The organism is Chitinophaga sp. CB10 (genome assembly GCA_001870995.2).
GTDB lineage: Bacteria > Bacteroidota > Bacteroidia > Chitinophagales > Chitinophagaceae > Chitinophaga.
The window spans coordinates 172,501-194,146 of record MLAV02000006.1; the positions used below are offsets into that span (position 1 = coordinate 172,501).

At 55.7% G+C, this 21,646-nt stretch carries 9 protein-coding genes; all 9 read left to right on the forward strand.

Features of this window, described 5'->3' with window-relative positions:
- The first annotated feature begins 8 nt into the window (after window positions 1-8).
- Window positions 9-1,478, forward strand: coding sequence for a RagB/SusD family nutrient uptake outer membrane protein (locus BOC67_RS10850; protein WP_291910174.1), 1,470 nt, complete (start codon window positions 9-11; stop codon window positions 1,476-1,478).
- Window positions 1,479-1,504: 26 nt separating this feature from the next.
- A complete protein-coding gene (locus BOC67_RS10855; RefSeq protein ID WP_291910175.1) occupies window positions 1,505-2,413 on the forward strand; it encodes a putative zinc-binding metallopeptidase in 909 nt (302 codons plus the stop codon).
- Window positions 2,414-2,423: 10 nt separating this feature from the next.
- Window positions 2,424-3,716: a DUF4302 domain-containing protein gene (locus tag BOC67_RS10860; protein ID WP_291910177.1), complete on the forward strand. Its 1,293-nt coding sequence runs from the start codon at window positions 2,424-2,426 to the stop codon at window positions 3,714-3,716.
- A 29-nt stretch (window positions 3,717-3,745) separates the two neighbouring features.
- On the forward strand, window positions 3,746-12,655 hold the full coding sequence (locus BOC67_RS10865) for a right-handed parallel beta-helix repeat-containing protein (protein WP_291910179.1): 8,910 nt from the start codon (window positions 3,746-3,748) through the stop codon (window positions 12,653-12,655).
- A 91-nt stretch (window positions 12,656-12,746) separates the two neighbouring features.
- Window positions 12,747-16,859 (forward strand): PKD domain-containing protein, encoded by a 4,113-nt coding sequence (locus BOC67_RS10870; RefSeq protein ID WP_291910182.1) that lies wholly within the window; start codon window positions 12,747-12,749, stop codon window positions 16,857-16,859.
- A gap of 49 nt (window positions 16,860-16,908) precedes the next feature.
- Entirely contained in the window at window positions 16,909-17,913 is a 1,005-nt protein-coding gene (locus tag BOC67_RS10875) for a PorP/SprF family type IX secretion system membrane protein (RefSeq protein WP_291910184.1), read from the forward strand.
- A gap of 16 nt (window positions 17,914-17,929) precedes the next feature.
- Window positions 17,930-19,933 carry an OmpA family protein gene (locus tag BOC67_RS10880; protein WP_291910185.1) on the forward strand — a complete coding sequence of 668 codons (2,004 nt, stop codon included), beginning with the start codon at window positions 17,930-17,932 and terminating at the stop codon, window positions 19,931-19,933.
- Between the two features lie 24 nt (window positions 19,934-19,957).
- Window positions 19,958-20,986: a type IX secretion system membrane protein PorP/SprF gene (locus tag BOC67_RS10885; RefSeq protein WP_291910186.1), complete on the forward strand. Its 1,029-nt coding sequence runs from the start codon at window positions 19,958-19,960 to the stop codon at window positions 20,984-20,986.
- Window positions 20,987-21,043: 57 nt separating this feature from the next.
- The gene (locus tag BOC67_RS10890) at window positions 21,044-21,628 is read left to right on the forward strand and encodes a hypothetical protein (protein WP_291910187.1); all 585 of its coding nucleotides are present in this window, start codon (window positions 21,044-21,046) and stop codon (window positions 21,626-21,628) included.
- Window positions 21,629-21,646: the final 18 nt, after the last annotated feature.

Below are 21,646 nucleotides of genomic sequence, written 5' to 3' on the forward strand. Positions count from 1 at the left end.
TTTAGACTATGAAACTGAATCCTACGCTATATAAACGTACAGCCGTTACCGTAGCAGCCACGCTGCTGCTGGCTACCGGCTGCACAAAATTTTTGGAACAACAGCCGGACAGTACCTGGACCTCCCTGGACACGCCGCAAAAAGTGGCGAAGCTGCTCGGCACCGCCTATCCGCAATCCAGCTACATTGTGATGTGCGAGTCGAAGTCGGACAACGTGGCCGATAAAGGCGTGGGCGAATCCGAACGCCCCAACAGCGACAGCTACCTGTTCCAGGACGTGCAATCCATTGAGGAAGACTCCCCCGAAGCTTACTGGGCGGCTTCCTACAGCGCCATTGCCGCGGCCAACCAGGCCCTGAAAGCCTGCGCGGAAGCGGACGACTCCACGCTGTACCAGGCACAGAAAGGAGAGGCCCTTGTGGCCAGGGCGTACGCGCATTTCATGCTCGTCAATCTCTTCTCCCCGGTATATGACCCTGCAACGGCGGGCACGAGCCCCGGCATCCCTTATGTAACGGAGCCGGAAACGGTGGTGCACAAGCAGTACCAGCGGAAGACGGTGGCCTACGTGTACGAGATGATTGAAAAAGACCTGCTGGCCGGCCTGCCCCTGATCCAGGACGAAGCGTACACCGTGGACCGTTATCATTTCAACCGCCTTGCGGCCAACGCTTTTGCCACCCGCTTTTACCTCTTTAAGAAAGATTACCAGAAAGTGCTGTACTACGCCGCGCAAGCCTTCCCCGGCGATCAGCTGGGCATGCACATGCGCCCGTGGAATTCGAAATACAATAACATGTCGCCCGCGCAGATACGCGACCTCTATGCCAACGCCGCGGAAGACGCCAACCTGCTCATCGTGGAAACCAAATCGCTTGCAGGCAGGTATATGGGCCGCTACCGGTACGACCTCTCCTTTGCCAAGGAAGTGGAGATCCTCGGTAACAATGTGACCGGCGGCCGCTGGGCTTACCCCGTGTACTACTACGGCAACCAGGATTACTTTGTGCCGAAGAACATCGAGTACTTCGTGAAGAACTCCGTGAATGCCACTATCGGCCAGCCTTACGTGATGAACGTACTGTTCACTACAGAGGAAGTATTGTTTAACCGGGCAGAAGCCAATGCCGCGCTGGGCAATTACGACGCGGTATTAAAAGACCTCAACCTCTTCGCCAGTCGCCGTATCACCAATTACAGCGCTACCTCCCACAACATCACGATGGCGCGGCTGCAGAACTACTACGGCACGACGGACCCGCGCGTGGCCAGCCTGCAAGCCATCCTCAGCTTTAAACGGGCGGAGTACATACAGGAAGGGATGCGCTGGTTTGACCTGCTGCGGCATGGTATAACGGTAACGCACACACGCATAGGCGCGCCGGACCTGGTGCTGAAACCGGGGGACGACCAACGCACGTTTCAGCTGCCGCAATCCGTTGCCAACAGCGGATTAGAGCTTAACCCAAGGAAATAATTTATCAACCAATATCTGCTATTACTATGTTGAACATTAAATGGCTTCTCCTGGCGCTTTCATTTTGCTGCCTGCTGAGTTGCAGCAAGGATGATGATATGGAGCTGGTAGAGGATATTCCGGGCCTCGGCGGAGATACCTGGAAGGCCAGCGCGCTGGACAAATACCTCTACGACTCCCTGACCGTACCTTTTAACATCGCTGTAAAATACAAGTGGGACCAGTTTGAGTTTGAAGTAAACAAAACCCTGGTGCCTGCAAAGGAAGAGAAAATCATCCCCGTCATGGAGGCCATCCGAAAGGTATGGATCAATACCTACATCGCGGAGGCGGATTCCCTTTTCTTCATCAAATACTGCCCCAAGTTCCTCATCCTCTCCGGCAGCGCCAGCTGGAACAGCAACGGCACCATCACGCTGGGAACGGCGGAAGGCGGCCGTAAGGTAGTGCTGTACCTGCTGAACGAATTCCGCACTAAAACGATGGCAGGTTACAAGCTGTCCGACTCCGCTACCGTGAAGCAAATGTTCCATGTGATCGAACACGAGTTTGGCCACATCCTCCACCAGAACGTGATGTACCCGGTGGAATTCAAACGCATTAATCCCGGCCTGTACACCGGCAACTGGAATAACATTTCAGATGCGGAGGCCAACCGGGACGGCTTCATCACCGCCTACGCCATGAGCGGCTTTGATGATGATTTTGTGGAGATGGTGTCCATCATGCTGGTAGAAGGCAGGGCCGGGTTTGAAAAAATCGTCAACAGCATTCCTGCCGGCAATAGCGTGAACGGTACCTCACAGGCGGCTGCCAAAGCCTACCTCCGGGCTAAAGAGGCCATGGTGGTCAACTATTTCAACAAGGTGTGGGACATCGACTTCTATAGTCTGCAAACCCGTACGCGGACAGCAATCGAACAATTACTCTACTAAAATGCAGCAGATGAAAAAAATTATTTACAGCCTGTTCATAGGATTGATGGCCCTCACTGCCTGTAAAAAGGAGATGGAGCCGGTGTTCAGGGAATCGATAGACAAGCGGCTGAAAGATACGCTGGACAACTACCAGCGCATACTCATGGGGGCGGAATACGGCTGGAACACGCTGGTGTTTCCCCTGCAGGGCGGCGCATATAATTTCTACATGAAGTTTACGGACAGCAACCGGGTACAGATGTTTGCCGACCTCTCCGAGCAAACGGCCAACCAGATGCAGGAAAGCAGCTGGCGGCTGAAAGCCTTGCAGCAACCAAGCCTCCTGTTTGATACCTATTCTTACCTGCACCAGCTGAGCGATCCTGACGGGAACGTGAATGGGGGCGTTGATGGCGCTGGCCTGCAGTCCGACTTTGAATTTGCCTTTGACGGCATGCAGGGGGATACCATTAAGCTGCGGGGCCGCTTCAACCACACCGTTGCCTATATGATCAAAGCCAGCAAGGCCGAGCAGGACCTGCATTACAGCCAGCAGGTAAGGCGGACGTTTGACCGCGTGGGCTCCCTGCAAACCTTCTTCATACGCTTATCTTCCGCTGAAACCAAGTGCGACCTGCAGGTGGACATCAGCAGTCACCGCATGCTCATTGGCTGGCAGCAGGAGGGGAAGTACCGCATCTACACCAGTAACTATTACTACACGGCCACTGGCATCGGCCTCGCCAATCCCTATGCGGATACGGTAAAGCTGCCCTTTACAAAGCTGGATAACGCTACGTGGAACAATAATATCCTCCACTGTAACATAGACGGCAAGGCGGCCACCATCACGGAAACCGTGCTGCCGTTGCAGGTAGATACCGCCGCGCCCCGCAACTGGTATAACGAAGCGCTGGCAGCGGGCGACTACTGGCAAACCTTTAACGGATGGCATATCAACGGCGTGGAAGATGCGCTGAATGTACACAGCACCGCGCGCTACTATTCCTTCGGGTACTGGCCGCAGTATGATACCGATACGGACTTCCTGCCCTGGATCACCGTCAATGCCGCCGGCACCGGGCTCACCTATGCCTATGGCGTGTTCTTCGACGGGCCGCCGGTGTTCGATACCAAAGGATTCCTCTACTTCTCCCCGTTTGCGGAAGGCGGCACACGACCGAGCCCTTACACGCCGGTACAGCGCACCTATCAGCTCATGGCCGATTCCGGCGGATTCTATATGGTAAAGTTTGCCGAGAAAATCTATTTCATGGTCAGCGCTACCACGGGTAAAGCCTGGATAGCCTGGTACAGATAATTGTATTGCGAATTCCCAAATAATATGAAATGAAAAAATTTACCTTAATTCTCCTTAGCACCTTCCTGCTGCTGACAGCCCAACGGCTGTTGGCGCAGGTAGATACCCGCATAGGGAACAATACCAGCGGTAATACGCCTACTACGGGGCCTTGCCCGTTGCAGGACTATTACGAAGGTTCCAGGGCGCAGTACCTGTTCCGTGCCTCCGAACTGCAGGCCGCTGGCATGAGAGCCGGGAATATCAGCGGAGTGAAATTCTACGTCCTCTCCCTGGGCAATGCCGGCACGATCGAAGGGTATTCCATCAAGCTGGGCACAACTACGGCCACCACGCTGACGACCTCCTGGCTGCCGGTTACCTTCGTGGGCCGCGCTGCCGCGGATTACACGCCCACGGCCGGCTGGAATAACTTCGCTTTCCCCTCCGGCTTCTACTGGAATGGTACGGACAACCTCGTCCTCGAAGTCTGTAACGGCCAGGCGGCCCCCATGCCGGACGGAGTCTGGTACACCAACAACCCCGTGGTGGGTAGTACTTCCGGGCTAAGCTTCAACGCTTCCCGCACCTACACCGTGGATAACACGGCGGACATCTGCGCCACTACCAGCACTTCCGTGAATGGCTCGCAAACCACCCGCCCGGATGTAACCTTCACCTGGATACCGGACGCCGTATGTGCAGGCACGCCGGCTGCCGGCACGGCCAGCGCCAGCAAAGCCAATGTATGCGCAGGGGAGGCGTTTGACCTCTCCGTGAGTGGTACCACCATCGCGCAGAACATCAAATTCCAATGGCAAAGTTCTACGGATAACGTCAACTGGACGAACCTGCCCAATGATACCACGGCTAATTTTTCTACCAGCCAGTCCGTATCCACTTACTACCGCTGCGTGAGCACCTGTGCCAATTCAGGCGCTACCGCTACCAGCAACGCCGTATTCGTCAACAGTCCGTTGCTGGTGCAGGGTAATTACTACATCAATAAAAACCTGCCTACCGGCGGTAATAACTTCAACTCCTTCACGGACGCCTACAACTTCATGAAATGCGGTATAGGCGGTCCTATCAGCTTTGAAGTAGTAGCCGGCAGCGGTACCTATAACGAACAACTCAACTTCGGACCCATTACCGGCGCTTCCGCGACCAATACCATCACCTTCTTCGGCCACGGCAGCGATACGCTGGCTTTTGCCTGCACTTCCGCCAACCGGGCCATCGTAAAACTTGACAATGCAGACTATTTTACTTTTAAAGACCTGGTGCTGAAAACCGTGATCGGTACAGGCACTACCTACGGTTGGGGTTTCCACCTGCTGAACGATGCGGATAACAATACCATCACCGGCTGTACCATTTTGCTGGACACCGCCGGTACCGCTTCCAACTACGCAGGTATCGTCATCTCCAACTCCACCACTTCCGCTACCACCACAGGGGATCACTCTGTGGACAGCCTCCGGGTTATTGGCAACACCATCACCGGCGGGTACTACGGTATCACGTCCATGGGTGGCGCCACCGTCCCCAACCTGGACATTATTATCAGAAACAACAAGATCCAGGATTTCTATAACTATGGTATTTACTTCAATGGTAACTCCAAACTGACCATTGAAGATAATATTTTCACGAGGCCGGTACGCCGCAACAGCAGCACGTTCTACGGTGTCTATGCTACGGGCATGAATACACGCTGCCTCATCACCGGCAACCGGTTCTTCAACCCGTTTGGCGGCAATGCTGCCAGCACCTCTTCCGCCTACGGTATTTATTTCACTAACGTAGACGCCTATCCGGCGTTGGAAAATACCATCTCCAATAACCTCCTGTATAAATATTCCGGTACAGGCAGCGCGTATGGCATCTACCTCAGTGATTCGCATAACAACTGGTTCTACCACAACACCGTTTCCATTGACGGCGCGTCTACCGCTGCCACTACGTATAACCATTACGGTATCTACGTGGGTACCAAGTCGGACGGTAACCAGTTTTACAACAACCTCATCTCCGTTACCCGCAGCGGGGGAGGGAACAAGTATAACGTCTATTACAGCACAGCCACCAGCACCGTAACAGGTAATAACAATATCTATTACAACGGCGCAACGGATGGCAATAACTACCTCGGCTACTGGGGTACGGTGAAGCCGCTGCTGGCCGACTGGCAGACGGCGACAGGTATGGACACCAGTTCCTATACCACCAACCCGCTGTTCCGCGATCCTGCCAACGGCGACTTTACACCAAACAATGCTTCCATCGATAATAAAGGCGTGCCTATTCCGCTGGTGACAGTGGACATCCTCGATGCGGCGCGCAGCGCTACCACGCCGGACATCGGCGCGTATGAATTTACGCCGCCGCCCTGTAATACGCCGCCAACGCCGGGTACAGCCATCGTGGACAAAACGCCCGTGTGCTATAACAACAAGGTGAGCCTCTCCCTGCAAGGCAACTCCATCGGGCTGACGCAAACCTACCAATGGCAAACCGCCACCAATGCGGCCGGCCCATGGACCAACTTCGGCGCCGCGCTGACCAACCCGGATACCGTGGTGGCTATGACGGCTACTACCTATTTCCGCGCGGCAGTCACCTGCTCCGGCAACACGGCCTATTCCACCCCGGTGCTGGTAACGGTAAACCCCGCGTTGCCTCCGGGTAATTACACGATCGATAAAACCCAGCCGGCATCTGCCATCAGCTTCCCGAGCTTCAATGCCGCCAAACAGGCCATGGCATGCGGTATCGCAGGAGCGGTAGTGTTTAACGTGGCACCGGGCACTGGTCCTTATAACGAAATGCTGATCCTGGATTCCATCCCGGGCGTGTCCGCCGTCAATACGATTACCTTTAACGGTAACGGCAACACGATCGCTTATACCGGTCAAACCAGCGAGGACAGGGCTACCATTAAATTACGCGGCATCGATCACGTTACGTTCGACAGCCTCGTGGTGGATGCCCGCGGTACCAACTACGGCTACGGCATTCAACTGTATAACAATACGGACAGCATCACGATCAGCCGCTGTACCATCCTCTCTGATATCGCGGCCACCAGCAGCAGCTACGCCGGAATTGTGGTAAGCGGTTCCGAAACCAGCGCTACTACCAGCACCAACGCCAGGCAGGATGGGCTGAAGATCCTGAACAATACCATCACTGGCGGCTACTACGGCATCGTGATTTATGGTGATGGCACAAGCTTCAGCAACGATCATTTCATCCGTGGCAACAAGGTGAACGACTGGTATTCCGACGGTATATACCTGAATAATAACCGGAATGTGGTGATTGAGAAAAATGATCTGAGTCGCCCTGCCCGCACCAACAGTACCACCGCGGAAGCCATTTCCGTGGAGAACTCCGCCGGCGCCATCCTGGTGAGCAGCAACCGCATACACGACCTGTTTGCCGCTGCCGGCAGCAGCACCTCCTCGTCCTACGGTATCCGCATTTATTATTGCGACGGTACTGCGGCCACGCCGGTGAAGGTGATCAACAACCTGATCTACCGCAATACCGGCGGTACCGGCTATGGCTTGTACAGCAGCAATTCCCCGTTTGTGCAGTTCCTGCATAATACGGTGGTGTATGACGATAATGCGGCCACTACTTCCAGCATTTACGGCTTCTACCACACCGGTTCCGTGACGGACGTGGTGCTGGAAAATAACATCTTCAAAATCTCCCGGAGCGGCTCCGGCAGCAGGTACGGCCTGTACTACAGTACGACGGGCGTGGTGAAATCAGACTACAACCTCCTGTATGTAAAAGGAACCGGCACGGTGTACACCGGCTATTCCGGCGGGGGCTATGCTTCGCTGGCCGCATGGCGCGCCGGCCTGAAGCTGGACAGCAATTCCCTGGATATTGAACCGGTCTTTGGCGACCCTTCCAACGGCAATTACGAGCCGGTGATTTCCCCGATGGACAACCGCGGCAAGCCGGCCGGCGTAACCACGGATATACGCGATGCGGCCCGCAGCGCTACCACGCCGGATATGGGCGCTTACGAAGTAACCCTGCCGGATTGTACCACGCCGGTAACGCCTGGTACGGCCGTTATTACGCCTGCTACGCCGCTCTGTATGGGCAATATGGTGAGCCTCGACCTCGTGGGCAACAGTAAAGGCGGCAAGCAAACCTACCAGTGGTACCGCTCTTACAGCGCTGCCGGCCCCTGGGATTCCGCCGCGCCGAAGCAATTTGTAGCGCCGCTGATCACCGAGCTGACGACGAAGAAATACTTCCGCTGCATGATCATCTGCGGCGGTACCGATACGGCTTACTCCACCGTGGTAATGGCCAATATGAACGAGCCATTGCTGAAAGGCGTGTATTCCATCAACCCGGCCCAGCCTGCGAGCCCGACCAACTTCCAGTCGTTCGGCGCTGCCGCGGCGAAGCTGGAATGCGGTATAGCCGGCGCCGTTACCTTCGAGGCGGTACCCGGCACCTATAACGAGCAGGTAGTGATCCGCAAGGTGCCCGGCGCTTCGGACACCAGTCGCGTTACCTTCACCAGCGCCACTTACAACGCTGCGGACGTAACGCTGGCCGCTGCCGGTACTTCCGCTCAGAACTACGTGGTGTTACTGGATTCCGCCAGCTATATCACGTTTAAAAACATAACAGTCAATGCCACCGGCGCCACTTACGCCCGCGGTATCGTGTTAGCGAAAGGCGCCGCGTACGACAGCGTGTCGCACCTGGTGATTAACCTGCCGGCTGCTGCGAGCTCCACTACCAACATCGCCGGTATTTACGGGGATGGCGTGTACGGCGCTTACAACACGCTGGATGGGAATACCATCAGCAACGGTTCCTCCGGTATCCACTGGGTAAATACTTCCTCCAACGAAGGGCCTTACCTGCGCGTGGTGAAAAATACCGTGAAGAACAGCCGCGACTATGGTATTTACACCGCCTATACGTACCACACCGTGATCACGGAAAATACCGTGCAGTTTGCAGGTAATACCATGGCTACCACGGGTTATGCCATCTATAACTACTATAACGATTCCTCCCTGGTGTTATCCCGCAATAACATCCAGGTATCCGGCATCAGCACCCGGGTATATGGTATCTATCTCTATAATCCTGATATTTTTGGAGGTAGGGGAGATATAACTGCGAACCGCATTACGATGCGCGGTAACACGGGCGATCTCACGGGGCTTTATGCCGATGAGGGAGACCAGTGTAACATCTCCAATAACGTGATAAACGTGCAGACAAGCGGCGCGAACGCTTATGGCCTGTACAGTGACGGATGCGATAACACGAACATCTATAATAACACCATACTGAACAGCTCCCGCAGCGCTACCAACAACTACGCGGCCTACTTTTTAGGCTACGCCAGCGACGGTAACCTGAAGGTGAAGAACAACATCTTCGCGCACGACAGCAGCGGCCGCGCGCTGTACTTCAACAACAGCGATTATGTGATCACGGATTACAACAACCTGTACACCAACGGTACAGTGCTGATCCGTAACAACACGCCTGCGGCGGACTATGCGACCCTGCCGGCCTTCCAGTCGGCCAGGATGCAGGAGCTGAGCGGCATCGTGTACAAACCGGCCTTTATCAGCAATACGGACCTGCGCCCGGATGTCAACAACCCGGAAGTATGGGCCATCCATGGCCGCGGCGTACAGGCGGCGGATAATACCACGGATATCGACGGCAACCCGCGCCCGTCCGCCCTTACAGAGGGCGTGCCGGATATGGGCGCCTACGAATTCATGCCGCAGGTAATTCCACCGGTATTGCCGGCTACACCGGCCGCGCCTGCGCCAGGCGTTACGCAAACCTGGATGTTTGGTACGGACACCGTCGCCAAAATTACCTGGAAGCCCGGCGCAGCTACGCCTGCGGACCTTACCGTGCGCAGGTACTCCGGCGTAAAACCGCCGAACGCCAAGGATTCCGCCTACATGTATTTCTATACGGATGTAGACGCCAACCCGAACAATACCAATTACGATTTCCTCGTCAAACAGTTTTATGTGGACTCCTGGCAGGGCTTTATCCATAACCAGAAGAACATCAAGCTGGCGATGACGGATACGGCGAAAGCCTGGTGGACGGACTCGCTCAGCGTGGTAAACGTGAGCGCGAACTATATCACGGACAGCGCCGTGCATTATATGGACTACTTCACCGGTATGGAACTGAACAGCGGGCCTAAGAAGCAATTCGTAGAACCGGCGGACAGCTCCAACCGCGGTACCAAATTCTGGGTAGGCTATGGCCATCACCAGTTCTTTGCATCGGACAACTCCCAGCAGATGGTGCTGTACTTCAATGCCCGGGAAGCCGCTACGGTAACCGTGCGCATCAATGGTACCTCTTACGAAAAACAATACAGCGTGCCGGCCAATACTACCATCACGTCAGACATCATTCCGAAACTCGGCGCATTTGATGCCCGCCTCCTGGACGAAGGCCTGAGTGACCGTGGTATCAGCATCGAGAGCGACGTGCCTATCGAAGCCTACGCGCATATTTACGGCAGCCTGTCCTCCGGCGCTACCATGCTCTTGCCGGTGGGTACTTACGGGTACGACTATGCGACGCTGCAAAGCCGCCAGTACTACAGCAGCAACTGCTACTCCTGGTTCTACGTGGTGGCGCACTATGATAATACCAAAGTGGAAATCACGCCGGCCGCGCCAACCCGCGGTGGCCGCCCTGCAAACGTACCGTTTACAGTGACCCTCATGAAAGGAGAGGTGTACCAGGTATTGGGCGCTATTAAATCCGGCTCGGAAGGGTTCGACCTCACGGGCAGCCATGTACGCTCGCTGCCAAACAGCGCAGGGGAGTGCTTCCCGGTGGCCGTCTTCTCCGGCAGCAGCCGCACCAGCCTGGCCTGCAACAACGGCAACGGCGGTGGCGGGGATAATATGATCCAGCAAAACTTCCCGTCCCAGGCTTGGGGCCGGAAATACCTGACCAGCCCAATGGCAGCCAGCAGCGGAGCCGACACCCGGCTGACCAACATCTACCGCGTGGTAGTGAAGGACCCTGCGGCCATTGTAACGGTCAACAATACACGACTCACCGGTTTGATCAACAACCTGTATTACCAGTTCGAAAGCAATACGGCAGATGTGATCGAAGCCGATATGCCGATCATGGTGGCGCAGTTCATGGCTTCCAGCGGCGAATGTACCAGCTCCAGCCTCAACGACGGGGACCCTGAAATGGTGTACATCAGCCCGGTAGAGCAAGGTATCAACAAGATCGGTTTCTACCGCAACACGGCGGAAGCCATCCGGGTGAACTACCTCAACGTGATCATTCCAACGGCAGGCTTAAGCTCCCTGCTGATAGACGGTTCCAATGTATTCGACCATACCTATCCACATCCTAACGCTGCCGGATATACGGTGGTAGTGAAACGCTGGGGCGCAGTAGCGGGGCCAAGTACCGTTACTTCCGACTCTGCCTTCACCGCTATTATTTACGGGGAAAGCGCCCAGGAAAGCTATGGTTACAACGCCGGTACGCTGGTGAAGAACCTCAATATCCTGAACGCCTATACGAACGTGAATAATCCGGCAGCTACTTCCAACGATTATACCTGCGCCAAAACGCCGTTCCGCTTCTCCATGCTCATACAGGTGAAGCCGGTGGAAATTGTCTGGAAGCTTAGCGAAGTGCCGAACCTCACGCCGCATGCGGACGTGGTGAGTAAAGACCCTGTGCCGGTGGATTCCATCGTCGTGAACGGCCGCACCTACTACCGCTACGTACTCGCTACCGATTATGTATTCAGCACCCAGGGTACGTACTATGTGCCTATCCGCATTACGCACCCGGCCTTCGAAAGCTGCAATAATACTTTCGAAAGCGTGCTGACGGTGAAGGTAATCCCTGCGCCGGTAGTAACAATTACCACGCAGTACAGCAACTGTATCAACGACCAGGCCACCTTCACGGGCAACGCCACTACCAGCAACGGTGTAGGCATCGCCAAATGGAAGTGGGAGTTCAGTGATACCGTTACCGCGAATACAAAAGATACCACCCGGTATTTCCATACGCCGGGAACCAAACAGGTGAAACTGAGCATTGTGGCGGCAGAAGGTTGTATTGCCGATACGACGGTGAATGTGGAAGTATTTGAACCGAAACCATTCAGCCTCGTGAAGGATTCCGTGATGACCTGCGAAGGCAGCGATGTCACCTTCCAGGTCAAAGACCCGCAATCCAACGCCCAGTACAGCTGGTATGATGCGCCTGCCGGCGGCACGTTGCTGCATGCCGGTACCGACTATACGATTTCCGGTATCACTGCCGATACGGCGGTGTACGTGGAAAGCAGCAGCCAGGGATGCTCCGGCGGCGGGCGTGTACGCGGGGTGGTGAAGGTAACGCCAAGGCTCGTCAAACCAGTGGTGACGGTAGATTCCATCGGCGTGCATTACATGCACTTCAAATGGAACGCAGTGCCTTACGCTACCGGCTATATGGTATCTGCCGATGGCGGCAATACCTGGGTGAATCCATCCAGCGGTCCGGAAGGACTTACCCACGAACTCAAAGGCCTGACGCCGGTGACGGACTACTCCCTGCTGGTGAAAGCGATGGGTTGCGCGGAACAGGTGTCCGACCCTGCAGGCGGTAAAACCCTGCCGGACGGCATCTTCATCCCGAACACCTTCACGCCGAACAACGACGGTAAGAACGATGTGCTGCTCGTGTATGGCTATATCATCCAAACCATGCACCTGACCATCTTCAACCAATGGGGCGAAAAGGTATTTGAAACGATGAACCAGCAACAGGGATGGGATGGCTCCTACAAGGGCAAGGCGCTGCCTTCCGGCGTGTACATCTACGTGGCGCGGTTTACGCTCACGGATGGCACCACCACCGAAAGGAAAGGCGTCATCAACCTGATTCGCTGATGAATAAAAGCGGGTGTATTGCTGCATGCGGCTCCGGCCCATGCAGCGGCACACTGCCGCTGCTGAAGCAATAACCAGTCAACTCAATAACATGAAACAGATGATCAACTTATTCAACCCGCCGCGCAGCTGTAGCTGCCTGTGGCTGGTATGTACGCTGTTAGTGTTGCAGTTCGTGGCCATTAAAAGCTCAGCCCAGAACCGTTCCAACAAAGGGAAGGAGTTCTGGGTTGGCTACGGACTTCACCAGTTTATGGAGCCGGGCCAGGACAACAGCCAGGAAATGGTGCTGTACCTGAGCGCTGAGCAGGCCGCAACGGTGACGGTTTCCTATGGCCCCACTTATTCGAAAACCTATACTATTCCCGCAGGAACGGTGATTGCGACGGACCTGATCCAGAAAAGCGGTACCAACGACGTGCGGCTCTATTCGCCCCCGCCTTTGTTTGGCGGCACCGGCGGGGAAGGCGTATTCTCCAACAAAGCCATTCACATCGTCAGCAATGTGCCCATCGTGGCGTACGCGCATATTTACGGCAGCGCCTCTTCCGGCGCTACCATGCTCATGCCAGTGGAAACCTGGGGCTACTCCTACATTTCCTGCAACAGCATGCAGAACTATGGCACCAACTGCTTCTCCTATATGTTTGTGATCGCAAAGGAAAATAATACCGTTGTTGAAATCACCCCTTCTGTACTGACAAGAAATAACCGCCCTGCCGGCGTACCGTTTACGGTAACGCTGAACAAAGGCGAGATATACCAGGTGGTAGGCCGTATCACCAGCGGCAGCATCGGCAATGAGCTGACCGGCACCACGGTGAAATCTGTAGCCAACAGCAACGGGGAATGCTTCCCGGTGGCGGTGTTTTCCGGCAGCAGCCGCACGGCCATCAGCTGCACCGTCAACGGCAGCGGCAGTGGCGATAACATCATCCAGCAGATATTCGGTTATGAAACATGGGGCAAACGTTACCTCACGGCGCCCAATTCTCCCGATAATGACCCCGCAGGCAAACTCACCAACCTGTACCGCGTGGTGGTCAAAGACCCTACCACCGTGGTAAAAAGGAACGGCGTTATCTTAACCGGCCTGCAACGAAATTCTTTTTATGAATATACCAGCAACACGGGGGATTATATCGAATCTGATAAACCTGTGCTGGTGGCTCAATACATGAGCTCTTCCGGGTCCTGCGGCAACAACGGCCTCGGGGATCCTGAAATGGTGTACATCAGCCCCATAGAGCAGGCGATTAAATACGTAGGCTTCTACCGCAATACGATGGAAAATATTTCCGTCAACTACCTCACGCTGATTATTCCCAACGGCGGTATCCCCTCCCTGCGCATCGATGGCAGCAATACGTTTGACCACGTGTACGCGCATCCGAATATGCCGGGCTACTCCGTGGTGGTGAAGCGTTGGGGCCGTACCGTAGGCCAGTCCATCGCTTCCAGCGATTCCGCCTTTGTGGGCACCGTGTACGGGTTGGGCAGCGTGGAAAGCTACGCGTACAACGCCGGCACGCTGGTAAATAACCTGAATGCCATCGGCGAAATCCACAACGAATACGATATCACCAAGTCCGCCAATGATTTCACCTGCACCAATACGCCCGTAGAGCTGTCCATCCTCATGGCCTACGAGCCTACGAAGATGGTATGGAAGCTCAGCAGCCTGGCCGGCGTGATGACGCCCGCGGCGGATATCACCGTTACCAGCCCGGTTTCCAAAGGCGTGGTGACCGTGAAGGGGATTCCTTACTATAAATATTCGCTGCCGGGCGCCTATAAGTTCAATGCCAAAGGCGCGTACGACATCATCGTGATGTCCACACACCCGAAGATTGAGAATTGTAACAACACCGAGCAGGTGGGCTATACCCTCACGGTGAAGGATATGCCGCAAAAGCGCCTCTCCGTGAGCTATACCGGCTGCACGAAAGATTCTGTTTATTTCCGGGGAGATACCACTGCCGCGGATGCGAAAGCCTATCGCTGGTATTGGGATTTTCCGAACAATGAAAAGGACAGCGGCCAAACCGTGCGTAAACTCATTGCGCCCGGCACTACTGCCGTGAAGCTCACCGCTATCACCGGCGATGGCTGCGTCGCGGATACGACGTTCAGCGTACAGTCGTTCCCGGTACCTGCGGCCGATTTCACCAGCGATGTAACGGCCCTTTGCGCCGGCGGGCAGGTAACGTTTACCGATCATTCCACGTTTGGAGGTCCCGCGCCAATCGGCCAGTGGTACTATGATTATGGTAATAATAATTTGGAGAGAGATAGTAGCGGCGCGCCGCAAACGGTCCCGTTCTTACAACACGGGTCTACGCTGGTTAAGCACGTGGTAAAAGTGTCGGAGAAATGTGTAAGTGACACCGTTACCATTCCAATCAACGTGTATGCGAACCCGTTAGCAGGCTTCAGCGCCCCGCAGGACTGCATTGCGGCGGACGGCGTGGTGCAGTTTACCGGTACGCCCACCGTGGCGGACAACAGTACCATCGCCACCCATGCCTGGGAGTTTGGCGATGCAGGCGCTACGCCCGCCAACCCGAATACGGCAGCGGTGCAGTCGCCCAGCCATACCTACACCACTGTAGGCGCCTACACCATCAAATATACCGTGACTACCGATAAAGGCTGTACGAAAGATTCCGTGCTGACGGCCGCCTTTAAGTTCAAACCTAAGCTTGCCTTTGCCGCGCTCCCTGCCGTTTGCGAAAATGCCCTCACCGGTGTGAAAGTAGATAAAGCGACGGTGCAAAACGGCGTTGCAGGGCAGGGATTTTACCGCGGCCCCGGGGTAGACAGCGCGGGCAACCTGCTCCCTGCGGTGACCACCACCGGGCAACGTACCATCTGGTATGTTTTCAATACCACGGATGGCTGCGCGGACAGTATTTCCACCGTGCTGACTGTGCACCCGAAGCCCGTGGCCGGATTTACGGCTACGGATGTATGCCTGGGCGAACCGGTTACCATCACGCCGCAGGCGGCAGCAGGCATTGCTGCCTACTGGTGGGATTTTGGCGATAATACCCAAACCACTACTGCCGGTGCTAACGCCTTCGCCTATACGTACCCGGCCGACAGTACCTGGCAGGTTACCCTCGCTACCCGCAGCGTGGATGGCTGCGTGAGCGATACGCTGCGCCAGCAGGTAGTTGTGCATCCTTTGCCGGCAGCCGGTTTTACGCTGCCCGCCAAAGTGTGTATGCCGGAAGGCACGGCGGCATTTACCAATACCACCACGCTCAAAGGCAACCAGTCCATGACCTATGCCTGGAACTTTGGAGAAGCGGGTGGCGCTTCGTCCGACAAGGACCCTGTTTATCACTATCAAAACTTTGGCCCCGTAACGGTGAGCCTCACCGCTACCTCGGCAGCAGGCTGCGCCAATACAGCGGTACAGTCGTTCAATAACTTCTACGCCCAGCCGGTAGCCTCCTTTACAGTAACGCCGGATACGCTCTGCCAGGGTATGGACAATGTATTCACGGATCAAAGTACAGACGCTACCAGCAGCATCAGCACCTGGGCCTGGCAGTTTGGCGATGGCGCCAGCTCTGCGGAGCGCAACCCGCAGAAGAAGTACACGCAACCCGGTGAATACGGTGTACAGCTGGTGGTGGAAAATGCCGCCGGCTGCGTGTCCGCACCGTATAACAGCAAAGTGATAGTGTACCTGCAACCGGTGATCGATGCCGGCCCTTCCTTCGTTGTGCCGCAAGGCACGCTGGTGCAGTTCCGCCCCGTGGCGAACGATTCGGTGAACCTGCAGTTCCGCTGGACGCCCGCGGGCGACTTCCCGAACCCGAACGTCTTCGCGCCGCAGCTGATTGCTATGAAGGATGCGGAATACACCCTCACCGCCATCGGTAAGCACAACTGCATGGCCAGCGATAAGCTCACCGTGAAAGTACTGAAGCCGGTAGCGCCGCCAACGGCCTTCTCGCCAAACGGGGATGGTATTAACGATACCTGGATCATCAAAAACCTGGACGAGTACCCGGATGCTACCGTGGAAGTATTCAACCGCTATGGCGCGAAAGTATTTTCCAGCAAGGGCTATTCCACCCCGTGGGACGGCGCCGGCAAAGGCGGCATCCTGCCGGTAGGTACCTACTATTATGTCATTAAACTGAAGAATGGATTTCAGCCACTGACGGGCTATGTAGCAATATTGAAATAGCACGGCTATGCACCAAATGGAAAAACACTAACTCTATAAATACTGCGCAATGAGAAAGAATTTTATTGCATTGTTCCTGTCCCTGTTTGCCATCAGCGCCGCTCCGCGGCTGATGGCGCAGACGGACCCGCACTTCTCCCAGTACTACGTATATCCGTCCTGGTTAAACCCGGCGCTTACCGGCGCGTTCGACGGAGATTACCGCGTAGCGGCCATCTACCGCACCCAATGGGGTAATATCAGTCCGTTCAAAACCTACGGCATCGCGGCGGAAGTGCCCACGGCCAAAAACGTGAACATCGGCGCCAGCGTGCTGAACCAGGCTGCCGGCGATGCGGGCTATAATTATACCACGGGCTATGTAAGCGCCGCTTACACCGGCGTGAAGCTGGATGCCAGCCATTATCACCAACTGACCTTCGGCTTGCAGGCGGGCTTTATCCAGCGCCGTTTTGACCCGGCGAAGTTCACCTTCGGGGAGCAGTGGAACCCCGTTACCGGCTACAATCCTTCCAATCCGCATACGGATGGCTTTACCCGCACTTCCGCCGCCAGCTTCGATGCCGGCGCAGGCGTACTCTATTTCGACGGTACGCCCGGCAAGCCATACAATATCTACGGCGGCTTTTCCGTGATGCACCTCACCCGGCCTACGGACCAGTTCAGCGCCAACGGCGATGCGCGCATCCCTATGCGCGTTACCGCGCATGCCGGCGTGAAGCTCAATATTGACGATCGTTTTGCGGTAACGCCCAACCTGCTGTACCTGAAGCAGGGCAGCGCTTCGGAAAAAATGATTGGCGCGTACGGCCAATACAACGTGGCCCTGGATGCGGATGTGATGCTGGGCCTCAACTACCGCTTTGACGATGCGTTCACCACCCACGCGGGCTTCCTGTATAAGAACATGATGATGGGCATCAGCTACGACATCACCACCTCCGACCTCTCGAAGATGTACCGGGGCAGTAACAGCTTTGAGATTTCCGTCACGTTCATCGGCAGGAAGAAAGTAAAAACGCCGGGCGTCGACTTTGTTTGTCCACGATTGTAATCACAAAAAAAGGATCATGAAGAAAATAATATTCACTACTGCCGCATCGCTGCTGATGGCCCTTTCCGCCGGAGCGCAACTGGCTTACAACTACCTGCGTGCGGCCGATGATTACTATAAGAAGAACGATTATAATTCCGCCGCTACCTACTACGAAAAATACCTGGTAGCCAAAGGGAAGTCGCAGCGGCAGGAATCCTATAAGCCGTACGTAGCCACCAGCGCCTCCGCCGGGCAGAAGCTGAAACCCGCCGTCAGCAATGAACAGGAAGCCACCTACAAGCTGGCGGAAAGTTACCGGCTGCTGCATGATTACGAAAAGGCGGCGCCTTACTATGCAACCGTTATGGAAAGCAGCGCGGAAGCGTATCCGCTGGCGGCGTACTACTACGCCGTGTCCCTCAGGGCGCTGGGCAAATATGAACAAGCCGGGCAGGTGTTCCGTGCGTTTTTAAGGAACCACGCTGCGAAAGACGAGTATGCCGCTGCCACGGCACGTGAAATCGCGAACCTGGATTTTATAACGAAAGAGCTCAGCAAAAAGGACTTAGATCTTTACAAAATATCAAAAGCGCCAACGGGCCTTAACGCCACCGGGGCCAGCTACGCGCCGCTATGGCTCAGCCCTTCCACGCTGGTGTTTACCTCCACCCGCCCGGCAAATGCCGGCGATGATCATGGATTCATCAACCGCCTCTACACGGCGGATTACGAGGCGGGCAACGCGGCCAACATCAGGCTGCTGGCGCTGGAACAACCGGCCGGCGTACACCAGGGCAGCGGCAGCGTTTCAGCGGACGGGCAGGCGTTGTACTTCACCCGGTGGAATATGGAGCATGGGAAAAAAATCGCGTCCATCTGGATGTCCCGCAAAAGCGGCGACAGCTGGGGCGCGCCGGTGATGCTGCCGGAGATGGTGAATGTGCCGGGGGCCAATGCGCAACAACCCTTTGCGACGCCGGATGGCAAATACCTGCTGTTTGCCAGCGACAGGGCAGGAGGCAACGGCGGTTTCGACCTCTGGGCCGCAAGCCTTGACGGGAGCGGACTTCCGGCTACTGTTACCAACCTCGGCGAGGTGATTAACACCGCCGGTAACGAACAGGCGCCGTTCTACCACGCTACCACCGGCACGCTGGTCTTCTCCGCGGATGGCCGCACCGGCATGGGCGGGTATGATTTCTTCAGCAGTCGAGGTACGGTGGGCAACTGGCAAACGCCCGTCAATATGGGCGCTCCCGTGAACTCCGTGAAAGACGATATCTATTTCGGCAGCCGCAGCAACAACCGCAACCTGCTGGATGACGTGCTGCTGGGCTCCGACAGGGATGCCTCCTGCTGCCTGGAATTATTTTTCCTCCATAAGGACCGCGCGCCGCGCCAACTCCGCGGTACCGTGGTGTCCTGCGAGGGCGGCGCTCCTGTGGCCGGCGCTACGGTGGTGGTGAAGGACCCTGCTACCAACTCCGTGGTGGCTACCGTTACCACCGCTGCCGATGGTTCCTATGCCTACAGCATCCCGGAATATACGGCCCTGCAGGTGGATGCTAACGCTGCCGGCTATACGAATGCAACGGGTAAAGTGAATGCGCCGGATGATTTAGACGCGGAAGCCCTCGTTACGCCGGCAATCTGCATGCATCCGATCGTAACGCCGCCGGCGCCGGTAACGCTGACGGACGTGTATTATGATTTTGACCAGGCTACGCTTAAGCCGGAATCCTTTGCCTCACTGGATAAGCTGGTGGACATGCTGAACGAACATCCGGCGATGGAGATAGAACTCGGCGCGCATACGGACAGCAAGGGATCGGAGCGACATAATAAAAAGCTGTCGGAAGCCCGCGCCAAGAGCGTGGTGGATTACCTGATCAGCAAGGGGATCGACAAGCAGCGGCTTAGCTGGAAAGGCTACGGGGCCTCTATGCCGGTAGCGCCGAACACCCTGCCGGATGGCAGCGATAATCCGGAAGGCCGCGCCCTGAACAGGAGAACGACCTTCTCGATCCTGAAGCAATAACCGTTCACCCAAAATTTTAGTGACATGAAAAGAATTGTGTTTACAGGCCTGTTGATATTAGGGCTACATGTTGGTTACGGGCAACAGTTGCCGCATTATACCCAGTATATCATGAATCCGTTCATCGTCAACCCGGCGGTGGCCGGCATTGAAAACTACTGGGACCTGCGGCTCAGTCACCGCCACCAGTGGACGGGCATCAACGGCGCGCCGGTGACCACCTACCTCACCCTGCACGGGCCTTTGCGTAAATCGGACTATGCGGAGGCTTCGCCTACAGGTTTTAATCCCGAAGGGGAGAACCCGCGGGGGAAGGGCTACTGGCAGGACTATACGACACCGCCGCCGCATCCCGGCGCGGGCCTTACCATCCTCAATGATAAGGCCGGCCCTATAAACCGCTTTTCAATCACGGGGGCCTATGCGCATCATGTTAATTTGTCGCCCCGCACGAGCCTCAGCGCCGGTATAGGCCTGGGTATGCAACAGGTATCCCTCGATACCCGCAAGGTCCAGTTCTACGATCCCAACGACCCGACGATGGGCTCCGGCGGGATATTGAACCGCTGGCGCCCGGATGTGAGCCTGGGCTTGTGGCTGTATTCGGCCGATGCTTTCATTGGCGCATCCGCGCAAAATATTGTACCGCAGAAATTAGGTTTTGATAACGGCAAACTGGTGGGCGATTCAGTTTACCAGGGTAAACTGATACCCCACCTTTTTTTCACTGCCGGGTACCGACTCTGGCTGAGCGACGACCTGAATGTGATGCCGAGCCTGATGGTGAAAATGATTACAGCAGCGCCTGTCAGCTTTGATGTGAATGCCCGGTTTATGTACCGGGACCGCTTCTGGTTTGGCGCCTCCTACCGGATCAACGACGGGGTGGCCGGCATGTTCGGGGTCAATATCAGCTCCCTGATCAACATCGGTTATTCCTATGACTACGCCGCTTCTTCGCTGAATGTGGTGAGCAGGGGATCGCATGAGATTATGATAGGCATCCTGCTGGGTAACCGCTACGGCGATACCTGCCCGCGAAATGTATGGTAGCATATAATTCATCAACCAAATAATCACAAACAAAAAACACAAAAACAACACACAATTATGAAAAAGTTAAGAAGCTTTTTGCCCTATGCATTGATCCTGTCCGCTGTAGTAATGTTCATGGTATCCTGTAGCAAGGATGGCGAGCCGGGACCAGCCGGGGCACAAGGCCCTGCCGGTCAGACGGGTCCGCAGGGGCCTAAAGGAGATCCTGGCGCTAAAGGTGATACCGGTACTGCAAACGTAATTTACTCCGCCTGGCTGGATGTTGGTTTCCAGCCTGATACCGTTCATTACCCGGGCGGTGTGATCGATACTGTTGGCTGGTTTGCCGGCATTCCTGTTACCAAACTTACGACCGACATGATTGGGAAGTGCGATGTGAAAGTGTACCTGAACATGAACACGGCCGCTAACCCGCAGGTGCTGCCGTTACCGTTCTATGGCAGCTTCACCATCTTCCCGCAGCTGATCCCCGGTTATATTTACCTGACCTCGGATGTGCGCCTGTCTACGGTGACGTCCAACGGCAGTAAATATTACCAGTACCGTTATATCCTTATTCCTGGTGGCGTAGCGGCCCGCAGTGCGGTAGACTGGAATAACTATGACGCGGTGAAAGCTTATCTCAACCTTGTGGACTAAACAACAAATAACATCTTA